General features: G+C 55.0%; 17 protein-coding genes. 9 read left to right on the top strand and 8 right to left on the bottom strand.

Annotated elements, in window-relative coordinates:
• Positions 1 to 84: 84 nt before the first annotated feature.
• On the top strand, positions 85 to 999 hold the full coding sequence (yedA, locus tag BJP35_RS20865; protein WP_020883329.1) for a drug/metabolite exporter YedA: 915 nt from the start codon (positions 85 to 87) through the stop codon (positions 997 to 999).
• Here yedA and BJP35_RS20860 read toward each other — a convergent pair.
• The 3 genes from BJP35_RS20860 to BJP35_RS20850 all read right to left on the bottom strand — a co-directional run bounded on the left by BJP35_RS20860 (position 971) and on the right by BJP35_RS20850 (position 3,621).
• A complete protein-coding gene (locus tag BJP35_RS20860; RefSeq protein WP_050737015.1) occupies positions 971 to 1,462 on the bottom strand; it encodes a very short patch repair endonuclease in 492 nt (163 codons plus the stop codon). The two genes, yedA and BJP35_RS20860, sit on opposite strands and share 29 nt — an antisense overlap.
• Positions 1,443 to 2,858: a DNA cytosine methyltransferase gene (locus BJP35_RS20855; protein WP_063156598.1), complete on the bottom strand. Its 1,416-nt coding sequence runs from the start codon at positions 2,856 to 2,858 to the stop codon at positions 1,443 to 1,445. Before BJP35_RS20855 ends, BJP35_RS20860 begins: the two co-directional genes overlap by 20 nt.
• Before the next feature lie 61 nt (positions 2,859 to 2,919).
• Positions 2,920 to 3,621 carry a phosphohydrolase gene (locus BJP35_RS20850; protein WP_086463532.1) on the bottom strand — a complete coding sequence of 234 codons (702 nt, stop codon included), beginning with the start codon at positions 3,619 to 3,621 and terminating at the stop codon, positions 2,920 to 2,922.
• 352 nt (positions 3,622 to 3,973) lie between these two features.
• Between BJP35_RS20850 and ompC the strand changes: the two genes are divergently transcribed.
• Positions 3,974 to 5,140, top strand: a complete 1,167-nt coding sequence (gene ompC, locus BJP35_RS20845; RefSeq protein ID WP_044867871.1) for a porin OmpC — start codon at positions 3,974 to 3,976, stop codon at positions 5,138 to 5,140.
• A gap of 57 nt (positions 5,141 to 5,197) precedes the next feature.
• Here the strand turns inward: ompC and BJP35_RS20840 are convergent, their stop codons facing one another.
• A complete protein-coding gene (locus BJP35_RS20840) occupies positions 5,198 to 6,061 on the bottom strand; it encodes an N-acetylmuramic acid 6-phosphate etherase (protein ID WP_020883324.1) in 864 nt (287 codons plus the stop codon).
• Between the two features lie 164 nt (positions 6,062 to 6,225).
• On the opposite strand from BJP35_RS20840, the gene BJP35_RS20835 reads away from it, so the two are divergent.
• Complete coding sequence (locus tag BJP35_RS20835) at positions 6,226 to 7,842, top strand: sensor histidine kinase (protein WP_086463531.1); 1,617 nt, start codon at positions 6,226 to 6,228, stop codon at positions 7,840 to 7,842.
• Positions 7,839 to 8,558 carry a two-component system response regulator DcuR gene (dcuR, locus tag BJP35_RS20830; RefSeq protein ID WP_014170753.1) on the top strand — a complete coding sequence of 240 codons (720 nt, stop codon included), beginning with the start codon at positions 7,839 to 7,841 and terminating at the stop codon, positions 8,556 to 8,558. The genes BJP35_RS20835 and dcuR overlap by 4 nt, the downstream gene beginning before the upstream one ends.
• Here the strand turns inward: dcuR and BJP35_RS20825 are convergent.
• Positions 8,539 to 9,501 (bottom strand): FAD:protein FMN transferase, encoded by a 963-nt coding sequence (locus BJP35_RS20825; RefSeq protein ID WP_086463530.1) that lies wholly within the window; start codon positions 9,499 to 9,501, stop codon positions 8,539 to 8,541. The two genes, dcuR and BJP35_RS20825, sit on opposite strands and share 20 nt — an antisense overlap.
• 65 nt (positions 9,502 to 9,566) lie before the next feature.
• Positions 9,567 to 12,347 (bottom strand): flavocytochrome c, encoded by a 2,781-nt coding sequence (locus tag BJP35_RS20820; RefSeq protein ID WP_086463529.1) that lies wholly within the window; start codon positions 12,345 to 12,347, stop codon positions 9,567 to 9,569.
• Positions 12,348 to 12,958: 611 nt separating this feature from the next.
• Between BJP35_RS20820 and BJP35_RS20815 the strand changes: the two genes are divergently transcribed.
• Positions 12,959 to 14,467 carry an anion permease gene (locus tag BJP35_RS20815; protein ID WP_074164934.1) on the top strand — a complete coding sequence of 503 codons (1,509 nt, stop codon included), beginning with the start codon at positions 12,959 to 12,961 and terminating at the stop codon, positions 14,465 to 14,467.
• Positions 14,468 to 14,522: 55 nt separating this feature from the next.
• Positions 14,523 to 16,172, top strand: coding sequence for a class I fumarate hydratase FumA (gene fumA / locus BJP35_RS20810; protein ID WP_025203790.1), 1,650 nt, complete (start codon positions 14,523 to 14,525; stop codon positions 16,170 to 16,172).
• Here the strand turns inward: fumA and BJP35_RS20805 are convergent.
• The gene (locus BJP35_RS20805; protein WP_086463528.1) at positions 16,161 to 17,066 is read right to left on the bottom strand and encodes a LysR family transcriptional regulator; all 906 of its coding nucleotides are present in this window, start codon (positions 17,064 to 17,066) and stop codon (positions 16,161 to 16,163) included. The genes fumA and BJP35_RS20805 overlap by 12 nt on opposite strands.
• 95 nt (positions 17,067 to 17,161) lie before the next feature.
• Here BJP35_RS20805 and BJP35_RS20800 point away from each other — a divergent pair, with 95 nt between their 5' ends.
• The 3 genes from BJP35_RS20800 (at position 17,162) to BJP35_RS20790 (ending at position 20,863) form a co-directional block, all read left to right on the top strand.
• Positions 17,162 to 18,469 carry a serine hydrolase gene (locus BJP35_RS20800; protein ID WP_086463597.1) on the top strand — a complete coding sequence of 436 codons (1,308 nt, stop codon included), beginning with the start codon at positions 17,162 to 17,164 and terminating at the stop codon, positions 18,467 to 18,469.
• A gap of 295 nt (positions 18,470 to 18,764) precedes the next feature.
• The gene (locus BJP35_RS20795; RefSeq protein ID WP_032680672.1) at positions 18,765 to 20,078 is read left to right on the top strand and encodes an MFS transporter; all 1,314 of its coding nucleotides are present in this window, start codon (positions 18,765 to 18,767) and stop codon (positions 20,076 to 20,078) included.
• Positions 20,075 to 20,863: a substrate-binding domain-containing protein gene (locus tag BJP35_RS20790; RefSeq protein ID WP_086463527.1), complete on the top strand. Its 789-nt coding sequence runs from the start codon at positions 20,075 to 20,077 to the stop codon at positions 20,861 to 20,863. The genes BJP35_RS20795 and BJP35_RS20790 overlap by 4 nt, the downstream gene beginning before the upstream one ends.
• On the opposite strand, the gene BJP35_RS20785 is transcribed toward BJP35_RS20790, so the two are convergent.
• Positions 20,838 to 21,737 (bottom strand): LysR family transcriptional regulator, encoded by a 900-nt coding sequence (locus BJP35_RS20785; protein WP_086463526.1) that lies wholly within the window; start codon positions 21,735 to 21,737, stop codon positions 20,838 to 20,840. The two genes, BJP35_RS20790 and BJP35_RS20785, sit on opposite strands and share 26 nt — an antisense overlap.
• Positions 21,738 to 21,950: the final 213 nt, after the last annotated feature.

Below are 21,950 nucleotides of genomic sequence, written 5' to 3'. Positions count from 1 at the left end.
ATCAACTACACAATTAAAGCGCTCGCCAGGCCGATAGTTTTGGCGTTTACTGTCAGCGACCTTTTCATTTTGTCGCGAGGGATTATGCGTTTCCGGCAACTGCTACCGCTCATTGGGGCACTTTTTTCGCTGTATATCATCTGGGGTTCCACCTACTTTGTCATTCGTATCGGCGTGGAGAGCTGGCCGCCGCTCATGATGGCGGGCGTACGCTTTCTCTCGGCGGGCGTGTTACTGATGGCCTTCCTGCTGTTACGGGGCCATAAGCTGCCTCCGCTTCGCCCGATGCTCAATGCCGCTCTGATTGGCCTGCTGCTGCTGGCCATAGGGAATGGGTTTGTGACGGTCGCCGAGCACCAGAACGTGCCGTCCGGAATCGCCGCCGTCGTGGTCGCGACCGTCCCGCTGTTTACCCTGTGCTTTAGCCGTCTTTTCGGCATCCGCACCCGCAAGCTCGAATGGGTAGGGATTGGGATCGGGCTTGCCGGGATCATCCTGCTCAACAGCGGCGGTAACCTGAGCGGAAATCCGTGGGGCGCAGTGATTATCCTGATCGGCTCGATGAGCTGGGCATTTGGGTCGGTATACGGTTCACGAATTGAGCTGCCGACCGGCATGATGGCAGGCGCGATTGAGATGCTCGCGGCGGGGATTGTGCTGCTGATTGCCTCAACGCTGACGGGCGAAAAACTGACAGCCATGCCGGACCTTTCGGGCTTCCTGGCCGTGGGTTACCTGGCATTATTTGGCTCTGTCATCGCCATTAACGCCTATATGTTCTTGATCCGCAATGTCTCGCCGGCGATCGCGACCAGCTACGCTTACGTGAACCCGGTGGTTGCCGTACTACTGGGCACCAGCTTTGCCGGCGAAACGTTATCTCCCGTGGAATGGCTGGCGCTGGGCGTGATTGTCTTTGCCGTTGTGCTGGTAACGCTGGGGAAATATCTGCTTCCTGCGAAGCCGGTTGTTACGCCGTGTGAGGTGGAGAAACCGTAAGCGGGTGAATACCCTGGGTGTCGATCTGCGCGGCCTGCCCGCCGCCGCAGATCCACTCTTCCAGCCGTTCTGTCAGGTCGGCATCGGTACGTCTTAATCTGCCGCGCAGCGCGCACTCCCAGACAATCAACACCCGCCAGCCCTGCGCGAGAAGCGTGCTAAGGTCACGGTTGTCCCGCGCGACGTTCTTGCCAATCTTCTCCAGCCAGAAATCCGTACGCGTCGCGGGAACCTTAAACAGGTAGCAGTCGTGGTGATGCCAGAAACAGCCGTGGGTAAAGATGATGCATTGATACGCATCGATAACGAAATCCGGACGGCCCGCAAGCGCGGCATCCTGCACGCGGAAATCAAACCCCGCCTCGGTCAGCAGCCCGGCTAGCCGCTTTTCAATGGCGGTATCACGCGTGCCGATGGCACGCATGTTTTTACTGCGCGTCGCCTTATCGTGAACATCCGTCATTGACGGCCTCACTCTCACGTAACGCCACGGCCTGTCTGATGCGGGAGGCCAGCAGTTTTGCCACCGCCGCAAACGCGGGAACGACCACCGAGTTACCAAACTGCCGATAAGCCTGGGTGTCCGACACCGGAATACGGAAGGTGTAACCCTGCGGGGTCTCAAACCCCATCAGCCGAGCGCATTCACGCGGCGTTAAGCGGCGCGGACGGTGACGCTGGTTATCGGGATCGTCAAAATCTTTCTCCCCCAGCGCTTTATCCCAGCCCCGGTCGATCAGGATCTCTGCGCCATCTTTATAGTAGCGAGCGGACAACGTGCGCGTCACACAGTGCGGATCGTTCGGATTAACCATCCCGAAGCCAAAACCGTTGCCTTTGGCCTGGTGTTTTTTCGCATAGCGGTAAAGGTATTTCCACAGCACCGGGGTGAGGATAAATTTCGCGTCGACAACAGGCTCCAGCAGGTCGGCCACGGTTGGGCGACGCGCAGGATATAAAGAGGGAATATCCCGCAGGGTAAAATCCCCCTTCAGGTTGAGGTCGCGGCGAAAACCAACCAGCACAATGCGTTCGCGGTGCTGCGGCAGGAAATGCTTACCGTCGATGATTTTCGGGTCATCCGCGCCCATATGCTGAGCGTCCGCTACGTCATACCCCAGCTCATCGAGCGTTTGCATGATAATGCGGAAGGTCTTTCCGCCGTCATGGCTCTTGAGATTCTTGACGTTCTCCAGCACGAAAATCGCCGGACGACGGGCATCGATAATGCGGACAACATCAAAGAACAGCGTGCCTTGCGTATCGCAGGCAAAACCGTGGGCGCGTCCGAGGGCATTCTTTTTCGACACGCCGGCCAGCGAGAAAGGCTGGCACGGGAAGCCCGCCAGCAGGACATCATGGGCCGGAATTGACTGGCGAATGTGCTCAGCCGCCTCTTCATCACTCACGCCGATTTTGTGGCTCAGCGTAACATCACGGATATCGGCGTTGAAACGGTGTTCATGGGGATCGCAGTACCAGTTGGCTTTGTAGGTACGGACCGCATGTTTGTTCCACTCGCTGGTAAACACACACTGCCCGCCAATGGCCTCAAACCCGTGTCGAATGCCGCCAATGCCGGCAAACAGATCGATAAAACGGAAGGCATAGTTCGGGTGCGCGGCTGAAGGACGCGGAAGCAGGTTTTGCAGATAACGAAACTCGCCCTCACTCAGACGCTGCCCTGCCCGCTCGCTGGTCAGCAGTCTCTTCAGGATTGCCGGGCTCCAGTGGCTCTCACCGTGCGCCACCAGCTGATTCGCCAGCGTTTTAGCATCATAGATATCCAGCAGCTGGCGCAATAAAGCCTGCACCGTTGCCGTTGATTTCTCAGCCTGCTCTGGCGCGGGCTCACTCACTGATCGATTTTCCTGCATTCTTTTAACCGGAGAATAAAGACTGGAAACAGATTACCACAGTTCACTCGCTCAAACTGCGACGGAAGCGGCTCAGCACCTGGGTATCCAGCCCCAGGCAGTCGCCCTGTAATTCGGCACTTAATTTCGCCATAAACTGGATGAGAAAATCGGCGTTGTGTTGCGCAAGTTCGCGCCCCACGTCTGTGTGCATTGTATCAGGCAAGCGCAGCAGCTTGGTCTGAAAATGGTCGAGGGCAAAGGCGCGGTCATTAAGGGTGCGCGCGTCGGCAAACGGGTCTTCAGCGTTAAAGAGCGCCACGCCCAGCGCCCCCGATACCGCAAAGACGCGCGCAAGACCAATAGCACCAAGCGCTTCCAGCCGGTCAGCATCCTGAACAATTTTGGCTTCAAGACTGTGCGGCGCGATACCGGCGCTAAAACTGTGCGCTTCAATGGCATGCTCCACGGCCGCATAGCGTTCAGAGGAGAAATCCGGAAAATCGCGACGCAGAATGTCGAGCGTCTTGCTGGCCGCCAGACGTGATGACTGGCTGCGTTGGGGATGGTTTTTCGGCAGGCTGACAATGTCATGGAAATAACAGGCGGTCAGTACCACCAGTGAATCGACCGCCTGGTTCGCCATGATTTTTTGCGCCGTCATCCAGACACGACGAAAGTGCGAAATATCATGCGCGGCGTCGTGGGTCGCCTGGTTTTCATCGAGCCAACGCTCAAAGCGAGACTGCCACTGTGTAAGTTCCATCATCACGTCCTGTTGTTAAAACGGCTACAATAGCAACTTTCCCCGCCGCTATCACGGCTTGTCCTGACAGGGACGCGTGTACCCTGCATTCCCGAGGAAATATATTTAATATCAATTGGAGATATTAAATAATACTGCCGCTAAATACTTAATGATAATTTATTTCTATACATCCTAAACTTTAATTCACCAGAAAAATAAAGCGACAGATAGAAATGTTTTGCAATATTTCTACGATTTTAATTACATTTATTTTTGAACCAAAACGACATTGCGTAGAATAGTATCAATTCTGTAATGACAGAGAGTGATTACATATATTCATATTAATTATCTTTAAAGGGAATATATAATGAAAAGAAAAGTTCTGGCAATTCTCGTACCCGCGTTATTAATGGCTGGCGCAGCACATGCAGCTGAAATGTATAACAAAAATGGCAATAAAGTTGATCTGTACGGTAAGATCGATGCGCGTCATACCTTCTCTGATCATCCTGGGGATGATGGCGATGAAACCTATGTACAAATTGGTTTCAAAGGCGAAACACAAATCACTAACGATGTTATTGGTTATGGCCAGTGGGAATATAAAACCTACGCCAATAATACCGAAGACGCCGGTGATACTTCTTTTAACCGTCTGGCGTACGCTGGCCTGAAATATGGCGAATACGGTTCATTCGATTACGGTCGTAATTACGGCGTCGTGTATGATGTTGAAGCCTGGACCGATATGCTGCCCGTATTTGGGGGCGATTCTTATACCTGGACCGACAACTTCATGGTCGGCCGTGCAAACGGTGTGGCGACCTACCGTAATGCCGATTTCTTCGGCCTGGTTGAGGGTCTGAACTTTGCGCTGCAGTATCAGGGGGCAAACGAAGGTCAGGACGCAACAGAAGATCAGGAAGGGACCAAGAACGGTCATAACGACGTGCGTTTCCAGAACGGTGACGGCTTCGGTATGTCCACTAGCTATGATTTCTCCGGCGATCTGTCTGGCCTGACCTTAGGCGCGGCCTACTCCTCTTCTGACCGTACCAATGAGCAGGAAGCGAAGGGTATACAAGACAGCGCACGTTTCGCCGGCGGTAAGACTGCGGAAGTGTGGACCGTTGGCGCGAAATATGATGCCAACAGCGTTTATCTGGCGATGATGTATGCGCAAACCCGTAATATGACGCCATATGGCGATACCGGGATTGCGGATGAGACGCAGAACTTTGAAGCCGTGGCGCAATACCAGTTCGACTTCGGCCTGCGTCCGTCCCTGGCATGGGTTTACTCCAAAGGCAAGGACATGACTTATCCTGGCAATGCGGGTAACCCACAGGGCCAGCATGGCGACATGGATCTGGTTAACTATATCGACGTCGGTATGACCTACAGCTTTAACAAAAACTTCTCCACCTATGTTGATTACAAAATCAACATGCTGGACAACGACGAAAGCTTCTACGAAGCAAACGGCATCTCTACAGATGACATCGTTGGCGTAGGTATGACGTACCAGTTCTAACTTCCCACTATGATAAAAGCCCGCATCGCGGGCTTTTTTTTATTCAACAGAGAAATGTTATGGAGCTTCCTGCAGTGCCAGACGAATAAAACCGTTATTCTGCGCCAGCAGTTCATGCGCCTTCCAGGCATCCAGCCCTGTCAGCACCATCAGCACCGCTGTTTTACAGTTATGGTTGCAGCTCTCCAGCGCGGCTTTCGCCGCTGACCGGGTGCATCCCCCCGCTTCCATGACGATGGCAATTTGCCGTTCAGACCATTTGGTGTTGCTGGCGTCCAGATCCACGCGCAGGTTGCTGAACACGCGTCCGGTTCGAACCGCCAGGCCGGTGGTTATCATGGTCAGGATCATTTTTTGTGCGATCCCGGCTTTGGTATTGATATAACCCGCGATCGCGTCCGCGCCAAGCTCCGGGGCAATCACCATGCTCGCCAGCTGCGCGGCTTCACTTTGCGCGTCATCCGTAATAGCCGCGACCGGGGAACCCAACGACCACGCATGGCGCATCGCGCCCCAGACCCACGGTGTTTTGCCGCTGACGGTGACCGCCAGCATCATATCCTGTTCACCAAATTTGATGGCCTGCAGGTCAGCGACACCGCGCTCGTAGCTGCCCGCCTCCTCTCCCGCCGTTATGGCGATCACAGGCGTTTTTCCCGGGGCATACTCATCGGCTGCCTGCTGCGCGACACGGCCTGACGGACCGGCGCCAACAATGACCAGACGACCACCGTGACTCAGGGTCGCAGCGGCGTTATCCACCACGCGGGCGATCGTTGTTAAACATGGGGTTATTGCAGCGGAGATGAGGGCATCATCCTGGTGAATGACTTTCAGCATGTCCAGCGTGGACAATCTATCGATATTCATCGTGCTGGCGTGCCGTCTTTCCTTGACCGAACCGGTAAGCGTAATGCTCATAAACAACCTCCTTATTATGAGTACCCCTACACTATAAAGTGTTTTAGACCGGTGACCTGCGAGGAGGGTCACGAAAAGAGGACCGAATCCATGCCTTTACATGGCTTTAAGAAACGCGCGTCATCGGCGATAATTACCCCTTTCTTAATCATCGCGGAGTTTTGATGAGCGATTTGCAGCCCTTCCCCCTGACGCGCAAGCGCCCCATGAAACTGAACACCCTGGTCACGTTAATGGTGTGCGCGATTATCGGTTCTGTGCTGCTGTTGGTATTTGCGCTCTATTCCGTCCAAATCACCCGCGCCACCCGCGATGATGTTAAGGATACGGCCCTTGGGATCGCGCGAACGCTGGCCGACAGTCCCGAAATTCAACGCGGTCTGATGCAGGCTCCCCAGGCGGATATTATTCAGCCCATCGCCCAGGCGGTCACCAGGCGCAACGACCTGCTCTTCACCGTGGTCACCGACATGCGCGGTATTCGTTACTCGCACCCGAACGAAGCCCTGCTAGGTCTGCACTTTATCGGCGATGACCTGACGCCCGCGCTGGAAGGAAAGGAACATGTCGCCGTTAACCGGGGTGCCCTCGCGGAAGCGCTTCGCGTCTTCACTCCCGTCTTTGATAGCCAGCAAGAGCAGATCGGCGTGGTGGTGGTCGGTATCTCCCTTAAAAAAGTGGAAGATCAGATTGCCCGTGGGCGGCTTAACGCCATCTGGACCATATTATTCAGTATATTGATGAGCTCGCTGGCCATCTGGGGCCTGGTTCGCGTGCTCAAACGTATCCTGTTCGGCCTTGAGCCGTATGAGATCTCGGCGCTGTTCGAACAGCGGCAGGCGATGCTGCAGTCGCTTCGCGAAGGGGTACTGGCCGTGGATATTCAGGGCCGGGTGACGATGATTAACCACACTGCCAGAGAAATATTGCTTCTGCCTTCCGGCAAACAGACCGAAAATGCCAGTGCTCCCCTGCTGGCAAGCCTGCGGGAAGTCTCGAAGAGCGGCATTGCACGCAAGGATCAGGAGATCAGCTGCAACGGGCGACTCTTGCTGTGCAACATGGTACCTGTTAAAAGCCAGGAGCGGGTTATTGGTGCCATCACCACTTTTCGCGATAAAACGGAAATCAGCCAGCTGATGCAGCGTATTGATGGCATGGTCAATTATGTCGATGCCCTGCGCTCCCATACGCACGAGTTTATGAACAAACTGCACGTGATCCTCGGGCTGCTGCATATGAAGCGCTACGACAAACTTGAAGAGTACATCATCCAGACGGCGCATAATTATCAGACCGATATTGGTACCATTCAGAGCAAAGTTAAATCTCCGGTGATAGCCGGGTTCCTGCTGGGTAAAATCAACCGGGCTAAGGAAGCTGGGATCGCCCTGACGCTGGCCGATGAGTGCCAGATACCGGATACCGCCAACGAAGAGCAGGTTGCGGTGCTGATTACCGTGCTGGGTAACCTCATTGAAAACGCGCTCGACGCGATGGAAGGACAGCAGGAAGGCGAAATTGGCCTGCTGCTACATTATCAGAATGGCTGGCTCAGTTGCGAAGTCAGCGACGATGGCCCCGGTATTGATCCGGCTCAGCTCGAGGCTGTTTTTACAAAGGGCTTCTCAACCAAAGGCGAAAATCGCGGCGTTGGGCTGTTCCTTGCTCGTCAGCAGATCCAGAACCTGGGCGGAGACATTACCGTCGAGTCTGAGCCTGGTGTATTTACCCAATTTTTTGTTCACATCCCTTGGGATAGCGAGAGGAATATCGCGTGATAAATGTGTTAATTGTCGATGATGACGCCATGGTGGCCGACCTCAACCGTCTGTATGTCAACCGTGTTGAAGGCTTTAGCTGCTGCGGCGTCGCCTCCACGCTCAACCAGGCCAGGGCCATCATTAACGACCCCAGCCAGCCTGTCGATCTGGTGCTGCTGGATGTCTATATGCAGCAGGATAACGGGCTGGATCTCCTTCCCGTCATCCGTGCCTCAGGCCGGCCGATTGATGTCATTATGATCTCCTCCGCCGCCGATGCCGCCACCATCCAGACCTCCATCCATTACGGTGTGGTGGATTATCTGATTAAACCGTTCCAGTTCCCGCGTTTTGAAGAGGCGCTGAACGGCTGGAAGGCAAAGCACAGCCTGATGGGATCGCATCAGTACTATGAGCAGGCCGACGTCGACAGATTGATCCACGGCGGTGCGCCGGAACTGGCGGACAGTAAAAAACTGCCGAAAGGGTTAACGCCGCAAACGCTGCGTACGATTTGTCAGTGGATTGACGCGCACCCGGAGACGGAGTTTTCCACCGATGATCTGGCAAACGCGGTTAATATCTCGCGCGTGTCCTGTCGCAAATACCTGATCTGGCTGGCGCAAATCAACATCCTGTTCACCAGCATTCATTACGGTGCCACCGGCCGGCCAGTGTATCGCTATCGCCTGCAGCCCGAACAGACGGCACTGCTCAAGCAGTACTGTCAGTAACGCGGTAGCTGTTATCCAGCAAGGTAAAGCGGAAGTGGTGCGCTGAAGAGAGCACCACTTCTTTTGTTTTGGTCACGAAGATTGCTTCAATGTCGGGTCGTGCGCGCAGCGCTGAACAGCCTTTACTGACGCCCATGCCGTACATCAGCGTGGTCCAGATATCACCGTCAATGGAGTTTTTCGAAATGATGGTGACGCTGTCCAGTTCGTTATCCAGCGGATAGCCGGTACGCGGGTCAAGTATGTGGTGATAACGCCTGCCGTTCTGCTCAAAAAAGCGTTCGTAGGTACCCGATGTCACCACCGACATGTTCTCTACGGTCATCGTACCGAGCAGCGCCTCCCCGGCGAACGGTTTTTTGAGCCCCACGCTCCAGCCCCCTTCCGGTGAACCCAGCGTCTGGATATTACCGCCAAGATTAATAAGCCCCAGTTGAGCGCCCTCTTTACGCAGGTAATCGCGCACTCTGTCGGCGATATAGCCTTTGGCGATGGCCCCCAGATCAATCTCCATGCCCGCCCGGGTCAGGAACACGCTGCTGCTGGCCTCATCAAGGACCACATCCTCAGGATGGGTAATGGCGAGCAACGACGCGATTTCATCGGCAGGCGGAACGCTATCTCCCCGAAAACCGATTTTCCAGCGTTTCACCAGCGGGCCGATGGCCAGGTTAAATGCGCTCTCCTTGAGCTGGCTTGCCGCTTTCGCACAGCGGATAAGCTCAAAAACCGGGCGACTGACGGTGACAGGATGCTGGCCGGCAGCATGGTTGATATCCATCACCTGCGAGCTGGCACGGTTGACGGTCAGCAGGTCTTCATACTGTTTAATCAGTCTAAAAACGCGAGAAGCGAGGGCTTCATCATGAGAGAAAAGCTTCAGGAGAATGGGCGATCCCATCAGAACGGCGGAGTAACTGTAGACGCGGTGGTCAGAAGACATGGTGCAAGCTCCCTGGTTGAAATGCCGGATACACGGCGCGTATCCGGCATACCCTTACGGCTGACTTACGCCCTTTTCGCGCGCATCGCCGCCTGATGTCCGGCAAGCGTACCAAAAATAATGATATCTGCCACCGCGTTACCCCCGATGCGGTTACCACCGTGGATGCCACCGACCACTTCACCGGCCGCAAATGCCCCTGGCAGCACGTTGTGGTTGCTGTCCAGTACGCAGGTTTCGGTGTTAATGGTCACACCGCCCATGGTGTGGTGCACACCCGGCGCAATCTGAATGGCATAGAATGGCCCTTCGTTGATTGGCGCACGCAGCGCGGTCGTACGGCCAAAATCGTCATCGTGCTGTTTTTCAACAAAGCCGTTGTAACGCTCCAGGGTCGCCAGGAAAGCGTGGTAATCCATACCCAGGGCTTCAGCCAGCGCTTTAGGTGAGCTGGCGCTGGTGACAAACCCTTTGGCGATGTACTCATCTGCCGCTTTGTTTTTGGCGCGGACATGCTCATCAAAGACGATGTAAGCGTATTTCTCCGGCAGGGCGATAATTTGTGCAGAGACTTTATCGCGGGTTTCCATCTCGTTGAAGAAACGGTTCCCCTGCTGGTTCACCAGAATCGCCCCGCCACCGCGGATGGATTCGGAAATCAGGTACGAGGTTTTCTGCTCAACGGTTGGGTGGATCTGGATTTCCCCCATATCGACCGTACCGGCGCCAATACGCTCCAGCAGCGCGATACCGCCCCCTGTCGCCCCTTTGTGGTTGGTGGTCACGAAACCTTCCAGGTCAGGACGGTACTTAACCACCATCTGGCTATTGGCGCTGAAACCACCGGTAGCCACAATGACGCTTTTGGTTGCTACGGTAAGGGTTTCGTTTTCTTCCGTGGTCAGACGTACGCCGGTGACTTCGCCGTTCTCGAAGAGAATGTCGCTGACCGACGTATCGAGCATGACCTCGATGTTGCGTTTGTTGACGTTACGCACCAGGCCGCTAATCAGATAGCCGCCCACCGCAGAACCGTCTTTTGGGCGGTGAGTACGGTCGATGCTCATCCCGCCGGTGGTGGTGATGTCGTTGAGCATAATGCCGCGGGTCGCCAGCCACTCGATCGCCTGTGGGGCATTTTCCACAAAGCGGCGCAACAGTGCCGGGTTGTTCTTGTTTTTACCGCCTTTCAGGCTTTCCTGATAAAACAGCTCTTTGCTGTCCTGAATTCCTTTCACCCGCTGGAAGCGTGTTTCCGCGGCGTTCATCCCCGCAGACGCTTTAATGGTGTTACCGCCGATGGAGGGCATTTTCTCAACAATCAGCACGCTTGCGCCTTCGTCATGCGCCTGGATTGCTGCGGCCAGACCCGCGCCACCGCTACCGACCACCACAACGTCAACGCTTCGGGTCTCGTTCGGGTCGACACCCTCTTCGGCTGCCAGCGCTTTGCTGGATTTCAGCATGGCTTTGGACACCGCTTTTTTGACCGCTTCACTCTGGCTGGTTGCACCGGTAATGGCATCCACGTGCGGGGTGTTTGCATCCAGAATACGGGTGCGGATCTCTTCGAAGCTGGTGACAAACTCAACGTCCTGGGTCGGGCCAGAAGCCAGTTCAATGTCGGCGATGCAGTCGGTCTCCAGGCTGACGTTAATCACCAGTTCATTGCTATCGTCCCGAACATTTTCAATAAACATGCCCGGTTTAAATTTCGATTCACCCATGCTCATATCGCGGATCATCGCCTCCACCAGCGAGAAACGCCACAGCGGCTCAGGGATGCTTAGCGCTTCGCGTCGGGTGCTGTCCATAAACAGTTCCAGCGTTTCTCCCGCCGCGATGCGGTCTGTCCAGTCCGGATAGGCGATGGTGGCGCGGCCTACGGCGATAAGATCGTAGCCATGTTCCAGCGCCTCGTTCGCATCCGCGGCATTGACCACGCCACCGACGCCCATGACCGGCACCTGCGCCAGCGTGTCAGAACGCATTGCGCGGTATTTTTCGATAAGCGGGGTCGGATCCTGCGTGTCGACAATAGAAGGACGCAGGGTTGCGCCAACGGAGAAGTGCAGATAATCCACACCGCGCGCGGCCAGCTTTTCCAGCAGGTACATGGTGTCTTCAAAGCGGATGCCCGGCTCTTCCAGCTCTTCAGGGGAGAAGCGATAGCCGATGATAAAGGCGTCATCGGCGTACTGGCGCACCATTTTATGGGTGATGTCGAGCACGGCCAGCGGGAATTTCGCGCGGTTATCGCGGCTGCCACCCCACTCGTCGTCACGCTGGTTAGAGTTTGGAGAGTAGAACTGCTGAATCAAATAGGTGTTGGCCCCATGGATTTCAACGCCATCGAAACCCGCCTGAATCGCACGGCGTACTGCTTCACCGAACTTACCAATCATCCCTTCGACTTCTTCCCCCGTCAGGGCAACCGGCGTGGCGGCGCCGTCACGTGGCGCGGCAACGGCACTTGGCCCCACCGGCGTGCGGCCACCGATCAGTTTCGGATCAACCATGCGGCCGCCGTGGTAGATCTGCAGCAGCGCTTTAGATCCTTTGGACTTAATCGCCTCAGCGATCTTCGCCAGCCCGGCGATTTTCTCGTCGTTATCAATGCCAATCGCACCCGGGAAGGCGAGACCGAGATCGTCAACAAAGCAGCACTCAACAATAATGGTACCAATACTGCCTGAGCGGGCGCGATAGTACTCAACCAGCTCGCTGGTCACCGTACCGTCGTAATAACCGGTACAGGTCGTCATAGGGGCCATTAACAAACGGTTTTTCAGTTCGGTACCATTCGGTAATGTGAAGGGGCTTAGAATACGTTCGTTAGTGCTCATAATAGAAACTCCAAACTTTAAAATTAAGAATTCGTTATCGGGCTCAGTTTTATTTCGATTTTTTATTCCGATGTCATAATACTAATATAATGATTTTTTTAGTTTCTAAAGCTATTACGTTAGTTAAAAAACTATTTAATCCCTTCAATAACATTAATAACACATTGGTGTTAGCAATATTAATTACTCTATTCACAATCCTTTAAACACTGTTAACGTATCAATGACCTTTTCACGATCCCAAGAGACAAAAACAAACCATTAAAAACATAGAGTTATATGAAAATGGTTATTTGAAATGTTAACAATATTGAGTAAAATCCATATCAAAATAAATAATACCCACATACGCCAGAGTGGTTATTATCAACTGAACAAAAACACCACCGCAACTCTATTTTTTTGATCGCGATCAAGCATCAAGACAGTCAAAGGCGCAATATATAAATATCATCAATTTTTAATTTAGCGCATCAAAAATGCGTTAAATCGCTATTACTGAAATAGCAAATGCGCACCTTTAGTAACTAACGAAAATAAAAACAAACTAAAGAAAGCAAATGAACATTTCAGCGCATAACCGAATTCCTGACAACTTAAGACGCGAAACTATGAATACAAAAACTGCTGTAACGCCCCCTGTGGCGAGTCACGCATCCAACGGAAAGGCAAAACGTCTGCTAATGATGGCATTGCCCATTGTCGTTGCCGTGCTGTTACTGTTTGTTCCGGTCCCGGAAGGGCTTCCTCCTTACGCGTGGCACTATTTCGCTATCTTTGTCGGCGTGATTGTCGGTTTGATCTTCGAACCGCTGCCAGGCGCGGTCATTGGCCTGACCGGCGTCGTGGCGATTGCGCTCTGCAGCCAGTGGGTGTTGTTCAGCCCGGAACAGCTGGCTGACCCGAAATTCAAACTGGCGGGTGCCTCCTTTAAATGGGCCGTGAGCGGTTTTGGTAACTCTACCGTATGGCTGATTTTCGGTGCCTTCATGTTTGCCGCAGGCTATGACAAAACCCGCTTCGGCCGCCGTCTGGCGCTGATTCTGGTGAAATATCTGGGTCGTCGCAGCCTGACGCTCGGTTACGCTATCACCTTCGCGGACCTACTGCTGGCACCGTTTACACCTTCCAACACCGCGCGTAGCGGCGGGACCATCTATCCGATTATCGCTAACCTGCCGCCGCTGTATGGTTCTAAACCAAACGATCCAAGCGCGCGCAAAATTGGTTCTTACCTGATGTGGGTGGCGATCACCGCGGCCTGTATTACCAGCTCAATGTTCCTGTCTGCCCTCGCGCCGAACCTGCTGGCGCTGGCGCTGGTGAAAAGCACCGTGGGGATCGACATCTCCTGGGGCACCTGGTTTATCGCATTCCTGCCGCTGGGCGTGCTGCTGATTCTGACCATGCCGCTGCTGGCCTACTGGTTCTACCCGCCTGAAGTTAAAGTGAACAACGAAGTGCCACTGTGGGCGACCCGTGAACTGGAAAAACTGGGCAAACTGTCCCGTAACGAAATCCTGCTGCTGATTTTCGTCTGCTGCGCGCTGCTGATGTGGATCTTCGCCGCCGCGTGGATTGAACCGGCGATGGCTGCACTGTTAATCGTGGGTCTGATGCTGTGGACCGGGGTGCTGGAGTGGAACGATATCACCGGGAATAAAGCCGCCTGGAACACCTTCGTCTGGTTCGCCACCCTGGTTGCGCTGGCGGATGGCCTCTCCTCCACGGGCTTCATTAGCTGGCTGGGTAAAGAAGGCGGTCTGCTGATGAGCGGTATCTCGCCGGGTGTTGCCACCATCGTACTGCTGCTGGCGTTCTACCTGCTGCACTACCTGTTTGCCAGCACCACCGCACACACCACGGCGCTGCTGCCAGCGATGCTGACCATCGCCTCTACCATTCCTGGCATGAATATGGAGGTGTTCGTCCTGCTGATGGTGACCTCCCTGGGTGTCATGGGGATTATCACCCCTTACGGTACCGGCCCTAGCCCTATCTACTACGGTAGCGGCTACCTGCCAACCAAAGACTACTGGCGCCTCGGCACCATCTTTGGTGCCATCTTCCTGGCGGCCCTGCTGCTGATTGGTTATCCGTGGATGTCCATGATGTTCTGATCCCTGACCGCCGGGCTACCTCTCCGGCGGTTTTATTTTTTTGGAGCAATACGCTATGTCAAACAAACCGTTTTACTACCAGAACCCCTTCCCTCTCGCACACGACGATACCGAATACTATCTGCTGACCAAAGAACACGTCTCTGTTGCCGAATTTGAGGGTCAGGAGATCCTGAAAGTGGAACCCGAAGCGCTGACGCTGCTGGCACAGCAGGCTTTCCACGACGCCGCCTTTATGCTGCGCCCTTCGCATCAGAAACAGGTTGCCGCTATTCTTAACGACCCACAAGCCAGCGAAAATGATAAATACGTTGCCCTGCAGTTCCTGCGCAACTCTGAAATTGCGGCCAAAGGCGTGCTGCCCACCTGCCAGGATACCGGCACGGCGATCATCATGGGTAAAAAAGGCCAGCGCGTCTGGACCGGTGGCGGTGACGAAGCCGCGCTGAGTCAGGGTGTCTATAACACCTACATCGAAGATAACCTGCGTTATTCCCAGAATGCCGCGCTGGATATGTATAAAGAGGTCAATACCGGCACTAACCTGCCTGCGCAGATCGATCTCTACAGCGTCGACGGGGACGAGTATAAATTCCTGTGCATGGCAAAAGGCGGCGGTTCCGCGAATAAAACCTATCTCTATCAGGAAACCAAAGCGCTGATTACCCCGGCGAAGCTGAAAAACTACCTGGTTGAGAAAATGCGTACCCTGGGTACCGCGGCCTGCCCGCCTTACCATATTGCCTTCGTGATTGGAGGAACCTCGGCTGAAGCGACGCTGAAAACCGTTAAGCTCGCCTCAACGCGCTATTACGACGCGCTGCCCACCGAAGGTAACGAACACGGTCAGGCGTTCCGTGATGTTCAGCTCGAACAGGAACTGCTTCAGGAAGCACAGAACCTCGGCCTGGGCGCACAGTTTGGCGGGAAATACTTCGCCCATGATATTCGCGTGATCCGTCTGCCGCGCCACGGCGCCTCCTGCCCCATTGGTATGGGCGTCTCCTGCTCCGCTGACCGCAACATCAAAGCCAAAATCAACCGCGACGGTATCTGGATTGAAAAACTGGAGCACAATCCGGGCCAGTATATTCCTGAATCCCTGCGTCAACAGGGCGAAGGCGACGTGGTCAGCATCAATCTGAATAAGCCGATGAAGGAGATCCTGGCCCAGCTTTCTGCTCATCCGGTCTCTACCCGCCTGTCACTGAACGGCACCATCATCGTGGCGCGCGACATTGCCCACGCGAAGCTGAAAGAGCTGCTCGACAACGGTGAAGAACTGCCGCAGTACGTCAAAGACCATCCAATCTACTACGCAGGCCCGGCCAAGACTCCGGAAGGCTATGCATCAGGCTCTCTCGGCCCAACCACGGCTGGACGGATGGATTCGTACGTCGACCTGCTGCAGTCTCACGGTGCGAGCATGATCATGCTGGCGAAAGGCAACCGTAGCCAGCAGGTGACCGATGCCTGTCATAAGCACGGCGGTTTCTACCTCGGCAGCATCGGCGGCCCGGCGGCGGTACTGGCACAAAACAGCATCAAGCGTCTGGAGTGCGTGGCCTATCCTGAGCTGGGTATGGAAGCCATCTGGAAAATCGAAGTGGAAAACTTCCCGGCGTTTATCCTGGTGGATGACAAAGGTAACGACTTCTTCCAGCAGATCCAGAATCAGCAGTGCAATGGGTGTTCACAGCGCTGAGTTTTTCCACAACGCCGGTAACAGCGACAGCGTTTCAGCGATCCTCTCTCGCTTGTCGCTTCCCGGCTTCCAGATGGTCACCATCGTCTGACTTATCCCCTGGCTGCCCACTTCGGTGTGCAGCCTTTTTACCTTTTTCCACCCGGTCGGCTGGAAATGCGTCGGTAAAAATCCCCAGCCGCATCCCTGCTCCAGCAGGCCCCGCAACATCTCCAGCTCATTGGTGAAAAGGGTGTGCCCCGAAATCTGCAGACGACGTGCCACCGGCTCATCCGAGGCGGCGTGCATAATCACCTGCGGCACCAGCGACAACTCAAGCAGCGACAGCGGCTGCGTGGCTTCGGCGAACAGCGTGTTGCAGGCGTAGAAATCCATATCGATCGCCCCGAGCGCCCGCCACTCCATTTCATTACCCACACTGCGATTACGTGCCTGGCAAATACCCAGATCCGCCTGCCCGCTGGCCAGCATCGCTTCCGCCTCATCCCGGGAGGCGCTGACCAGGCTCAGACGTAAATGTCGCTTCGCCATCTCGCCAATCAGCGCCTGCAAAAATGGCCTCGAGGTAAAGGGATCGTAAACCAGCGTGATGTCCTGCGTAGCACGCTCCGGTACCGCGCTGGCAAATGCCTCAAAGGCTTTCACCTGGCGCATCAGCAGGTGCGCCTGCCGCTGCAGTTGCTCGCCCTCAGGGGTCAGACGCAGCGTGCGTCCTTCACGCACAAACAGCCTGTACCCTAATCCATCTTCGAGAAAATCAATCAGGTCGCGCAGCGTCGTACGATCTTTCCCGAGCTTCATCGCCGCTTTTGCCAGGCCACCGTATTCCACCACGGCGGTAAACGCTTCCAGTTGGGCAAAGGAATAAATTACCGTCGTCACGCCTCTCTCCATTCAGTTTTCGGGGGGAATTTCCCCCATTACGCGTTTTTTATTATAAGTCGCGGGTTCTTAAACTGAAGGCGTTCCTAATCACAGCGAGAAAAATGATGAATTATCCTTCACTGAACCGCACGCTGCTGGCGGGCGTTGTAATTAGCCTGTGCAGCGGTCTGTTTGCGCCTGTCGCACTGGCTGCCTGCGACGGTACTGACCTGAACACCTGCCCTGCTCCGTTCGACAAACAGCTTCCTGACACGCACAAGATGCTCACCTGGAGCCAGGCGGATCGCGTGGTCGGCTTTCGAAATGACTACCGCAACTACGCGGGAGATGTGTTCCATCACGGCAACGCCACGCCGCTGCCCAGCGCAGAGAAACCGCTCACTGACGCCCGCTATCAGGTCAACGGCAAGACCTATAACCTGCAGGACTACCTGAAACGTCAGAACGTGAGCGGCATGCTGGTACTGAAAGACGGCAAAATCGCGTGGAAATATCTCGGCGAAGGCAATACGGATACGACGCTCTGGACCTCCCGTTCGGTCGGGAAATCCGTGGTCTCAACGCTGGTTGGCGTGGCTCTCAAAGAGGGAAAAATTCGCTCACTCGACGACCTGGTCACGCAATACGAGCCAGACCTGAAAGGCACCGCCTGGGACGGTGTGACGTTAAAACAGCTGATCACCCACACCTCCGGCGTGGCATGGAACGAAGACTACACCAATCCCGCCTCCGATTTCGCGCAGCTCACCGAGTGCGAAGCGAAACCAGGCACCTATGACTGCGTGCGTAAGCTGGTGTCCGGGCTGAAACGCGAACACCCGGCAGGCCAGCACTGGTCTTACTCCTCCGGTGGCGCCTGGCTGTTGGGTGACGTGCTTGAGCGTGCAACGGGCATGACCCTGGCCGCCTATCTTGAGAAGAGCATCTGGCAGCCGTACGGCATGGCGAGCGACGGTGTATGGCATGCCTACCGTAAAGGTCAGCATGATGTCGGCGCGCATGGCTTTAACGCCACGCTGGAAGACTGGGGACGCTTCGGGGAATTTATCCTGCATAACGGCACACTACCGAACGGTAAACAGATCCTGCCCGACAACTGGGTGAAAGACGCCTCACGCTGGACGCAGGCTGATGGCTCTGTCTCTGACGCACACCCGACCGGCTTGTACGGCTATCAGTGGTGGAACAACGAAGTGCCCGTCACGGCCACGAAGATGGTGCCCGCGGCAAATGAATCGCTGAAAGGCTCGCTCTGGGCGCTGGGGATCTTTGGGCAGATGATCATGGTAAACCAGGCGGAAAATCTGGTGATCGTTCAGTGGTCCACCTGGCCGCAGGCCGAACCGTCGTTTAGCGCACAGCCGCTGGAAGCCTCACTGATGTTCAGTGCGATTGCCAACGCGTTGCGGTAAGTCGCGGTAAGTGATAGTTAACAGCCAGGCATCGCCTGGCTTTTGTATTTTCTGCAAACAAGGGAGCCTCTGCGCGATGTCACAAAACGGCAATATCAGTGACTTACCCAACCTGGTGAATAAAAAATCAATTAATTGTTAAGTTGTTGTTACGACAATCACTCCCGATCGACCACGCGCTATTGATGCGTTAAATGCATCAGTCCATGTATTAATTGCGCTTATAAATTTGGGGTTCTTGATCCAGTTTTCAGAAACAGACGAGCAAAACGTCAACAATAAACTGGAGATAACCATGTTTTCCTCAACCTCACCTGCAACCGTTCGCTCGAAAGCGGGCGCGATACTTCGCGTGACGTCCGGCAACTTTCTCGAGCAATTCGACTTCTTTCTCTTCGGCTTTTATGCGACCTACATCGCGCATACCTTTTTCCCGGCGAGCAGTGAATTTGCTTCCCTGATGATGACGTTTGCCGTCTTCGGCGCAGGATTTTTAATGCGCCCCATCGGGGCAATCGTACTGGGTGCCTATATCGACAAGGTTGGGCGCAGAAAAGGACTCATCGTGACCCTGTCGATTATGGCGGCGGGTACCTTCCTGATCGTACTTATTCCGTCTTATCACAGCATAGGTCTGTGGGCACCGTTACTGGTTCTGACTGGCCGACTGTTGCAGGGTTTTTCTGCCGGAGCGGAGCTGGGTGGCGTATCGGTCTATCTGGCTGAAATTGCCACGCCCGGCCGCAAAGGTTTTTACACCAGCTGGCAGTCCGGCAGCCAGCAGGTCGCGATTATGGTTGCGGCAGCCATGGGGTTTGCGCTGAATGCGCTGATGGCAGAGAGCGCCATTCGTGAATGGGGCTGGCGTATCCCGTTCCTGGTCGGTTGTTTAATCGTACCGTTTATCTTTTTCCTGCGCCGCAAGCTGGAGGAGACAGAGGAGTTCAACGCACGCCGCCATCATCTGGAGATGCATCAGGTCTTTAAAACCCTGCTCGGTAACTGGCAGGTGGTCATTGCCGGCATGCTGATGGTGGCAATGACCACCACGGCCTTTTATCTGATCACCGTTTACGCGCCGACTTTCGGGAAAAAAGTGCTGATGCTCAGCGCTTCGGACAGCCTGCTGGTTACGCTTCTGGTGGCAATTTCCAACTTTATCTGGCTGCCGGTAGGCGGTGCGCTGTCGGACCGCTTTGGGCGTAAACCGGTGCTTATCGCCATGACGCTGCTGGCTCTGGCGACGAGCTACCCCGCACTGACGCTGCTGGCGCAGGCACCGAGCTTCTCAATGATGCTGAGCGTCCTGCTGTGGCTCTCTTTCCTCTATGGCCTGTACAACGGTGCGATGATCCCGGCGCTCACGGAGATCATGCCTTCTGAAGTTCGCGTGGCGGGGTTCTCTCTGGCCTACAGTCTGGCAACGGCGGTATTTGGGGGGTTCACGCCGGTAATGTCTACCGCGCTGATTGAATATACCGGGGATAAAGCCTCTCCCGGCTACTGGATGAGTTTCGCCGCGGTATGCGCCCTGCTGGCAACGCTCTACCTGTACCGTCGTCGTGCAGTGACGCTGCAAAATACCGTGAAATCAGAGGGGGCGGCATGAGACTGATTCCTCGACTGACCACCAGCGCGTTGATACTGACCATCCTGAGCTTCAGTGCCGCAGCGAAAGAGGTGACGGTCATGATCTCAGGCGGTTTTAAAGCCGCCCTTGAAAAGCTGGCACCGGAATATGAACGCCAGACCGGAGATAACATTGTGCTCATTCCCGGCCCGTCTATGGGAACGACTCCGCAGGCAATTCCTAACCGGCTTGCGCGCGGGGAAAAAGCCGACGTGGTAATCATGGTGGGCGATGCGCTGGCAACACTTGAAAAGGACAACCTGACTCAGCCTGGCTCGCGCACGGAACTTGCGGACTCCCCTGTCGGTATGGTGGTAAAAAAAGGCGCTGACGTCCCGGATATCAGTAACGAGGCGAAACTTCGCCATACGCTGCTTCAGGCGGAGTCCATCGCCTACTCCGACAGCGCCAGCGGCAGATACGTCAGCCAGACGCTGTTCAAAACGCTGGGGATTGAAAAAGAGGTGATGGGTAAAGCAACGAAGGTTGAGCGCATCCCCGTCGCCGAAGAAGTGGCGAAAGGGAAATACGCGGTAGGTTTCCAGCAGGTCAGCGAACTGCTGCCGATTCCGGGAGTGACGTTTATTGGCAAACTCCCGGACAACCTGCAATACATCACCCGCTTTGCTGGCGCCGTGACCCGCCACGCCGACCATCCTGGCGAAGGGAAAGCGCTGCTGGATTACCTTTCCTCGACACAGTCCAGCGCCGTGATTCGCGACACGGGGATGAGCCCCGTCACGTCCCGCGGTACTGCTCAGTAATGTGTTTTTCCAGTTCAGCCGCAATGTAAGACTGGATGCGCCCCCGGCGTCGAATCAGCCCCACAGTGCGTTTCACCTCCGGTGCCACGAGCGGGACAGACGTCAGGAGCGAGTGCTCTGACGTCGGCATCGACATGGCGGGCACGGCAGCAATGCCGATGCCCGCCTCTACCATACCGAGCATCGTGGTCACATGGCGCGTTTCGCAAACGCTGGGACGCGCAGGCACGATATCCCCCAGCATCCGGTCGAGCAGGTTACGGTTGCCTGACGTTTTGTCGAGGATGATATAGTCCTGCTGATAAAACGCCTGCCACGTCAGGTGAGTCTTTTTTGCCAGCGGGTGATCGCGCCTGCACGCGGCGACATAGCGATCTTCCACAAGGGGGAAAAACTCGATTTCAGAGGGCAAACTCCCGGCGAAACAGATCCCGAAATCCGCCTGGCTACGGGCAACCGCGTCAATGACATTCCCCGCGCTACTGTCGATGAGCTTAATCCGGACACGCGGATAACGGGACTGAAAGCGACGAATGACATCCGGCATAAAGTAATAGGCCGCAGACGGTACCGTAGCGACGGTAATCAGCCCGGTCCGCTCTTCACTCACTTTATCAATATCAGCCAGCATGGACTCAACGTTATCGAGCAACTGCGCTGAACGTTCAGCAAAGTTCTGCCCGTACAGTGTCAGAGCCACGTGGCGGGTGGTCCGGTCAAACAGCTTCGCTCCCAGCGCCGCCTCCAGTTTTTCAATCCTGCGGCTCAGTGCTGACGGGGACAAACAGATAGATTCAGCAGCAACCCGAAAGTTGCCGTATTCCACTAACGCTCTGAAAGCATAAAGATCGTTAAGGTCAAAATTTACGGGCATAGCGTCTGAATGTCCTGTCTGGCAATACGAACGAAAGTCAAAAATAATAGCGGCTTATTGTCCTGCCGCAACCGGTGAAGCGCCGAAATTCCTTAAGGAGTTGGTTTTCACGCTGAACTTAATGGGGTAAGTGTCATAAGATTAGGCTTCGACTGAGTTCACAAAATGAAGGTGATACCAGCAAACCGCTATCCACCGTTACGTACGAAGTGA

This window comes from Enterobacter sp. J49 (assembly GCF_002148625.1).
Taxonomy (GTDB): Bacteria; Pseudomonadota; Gammaproteobacteria; order Enterobacterales; family Enterobacteriaceae; genus Enterobacter; species Enterobacter ludwigii.
The sequence above is the reverse complement of the archived record's forward strand: the minus strand, read 5'-3'. Positions and strand labels throughout refer to the sequence as shown.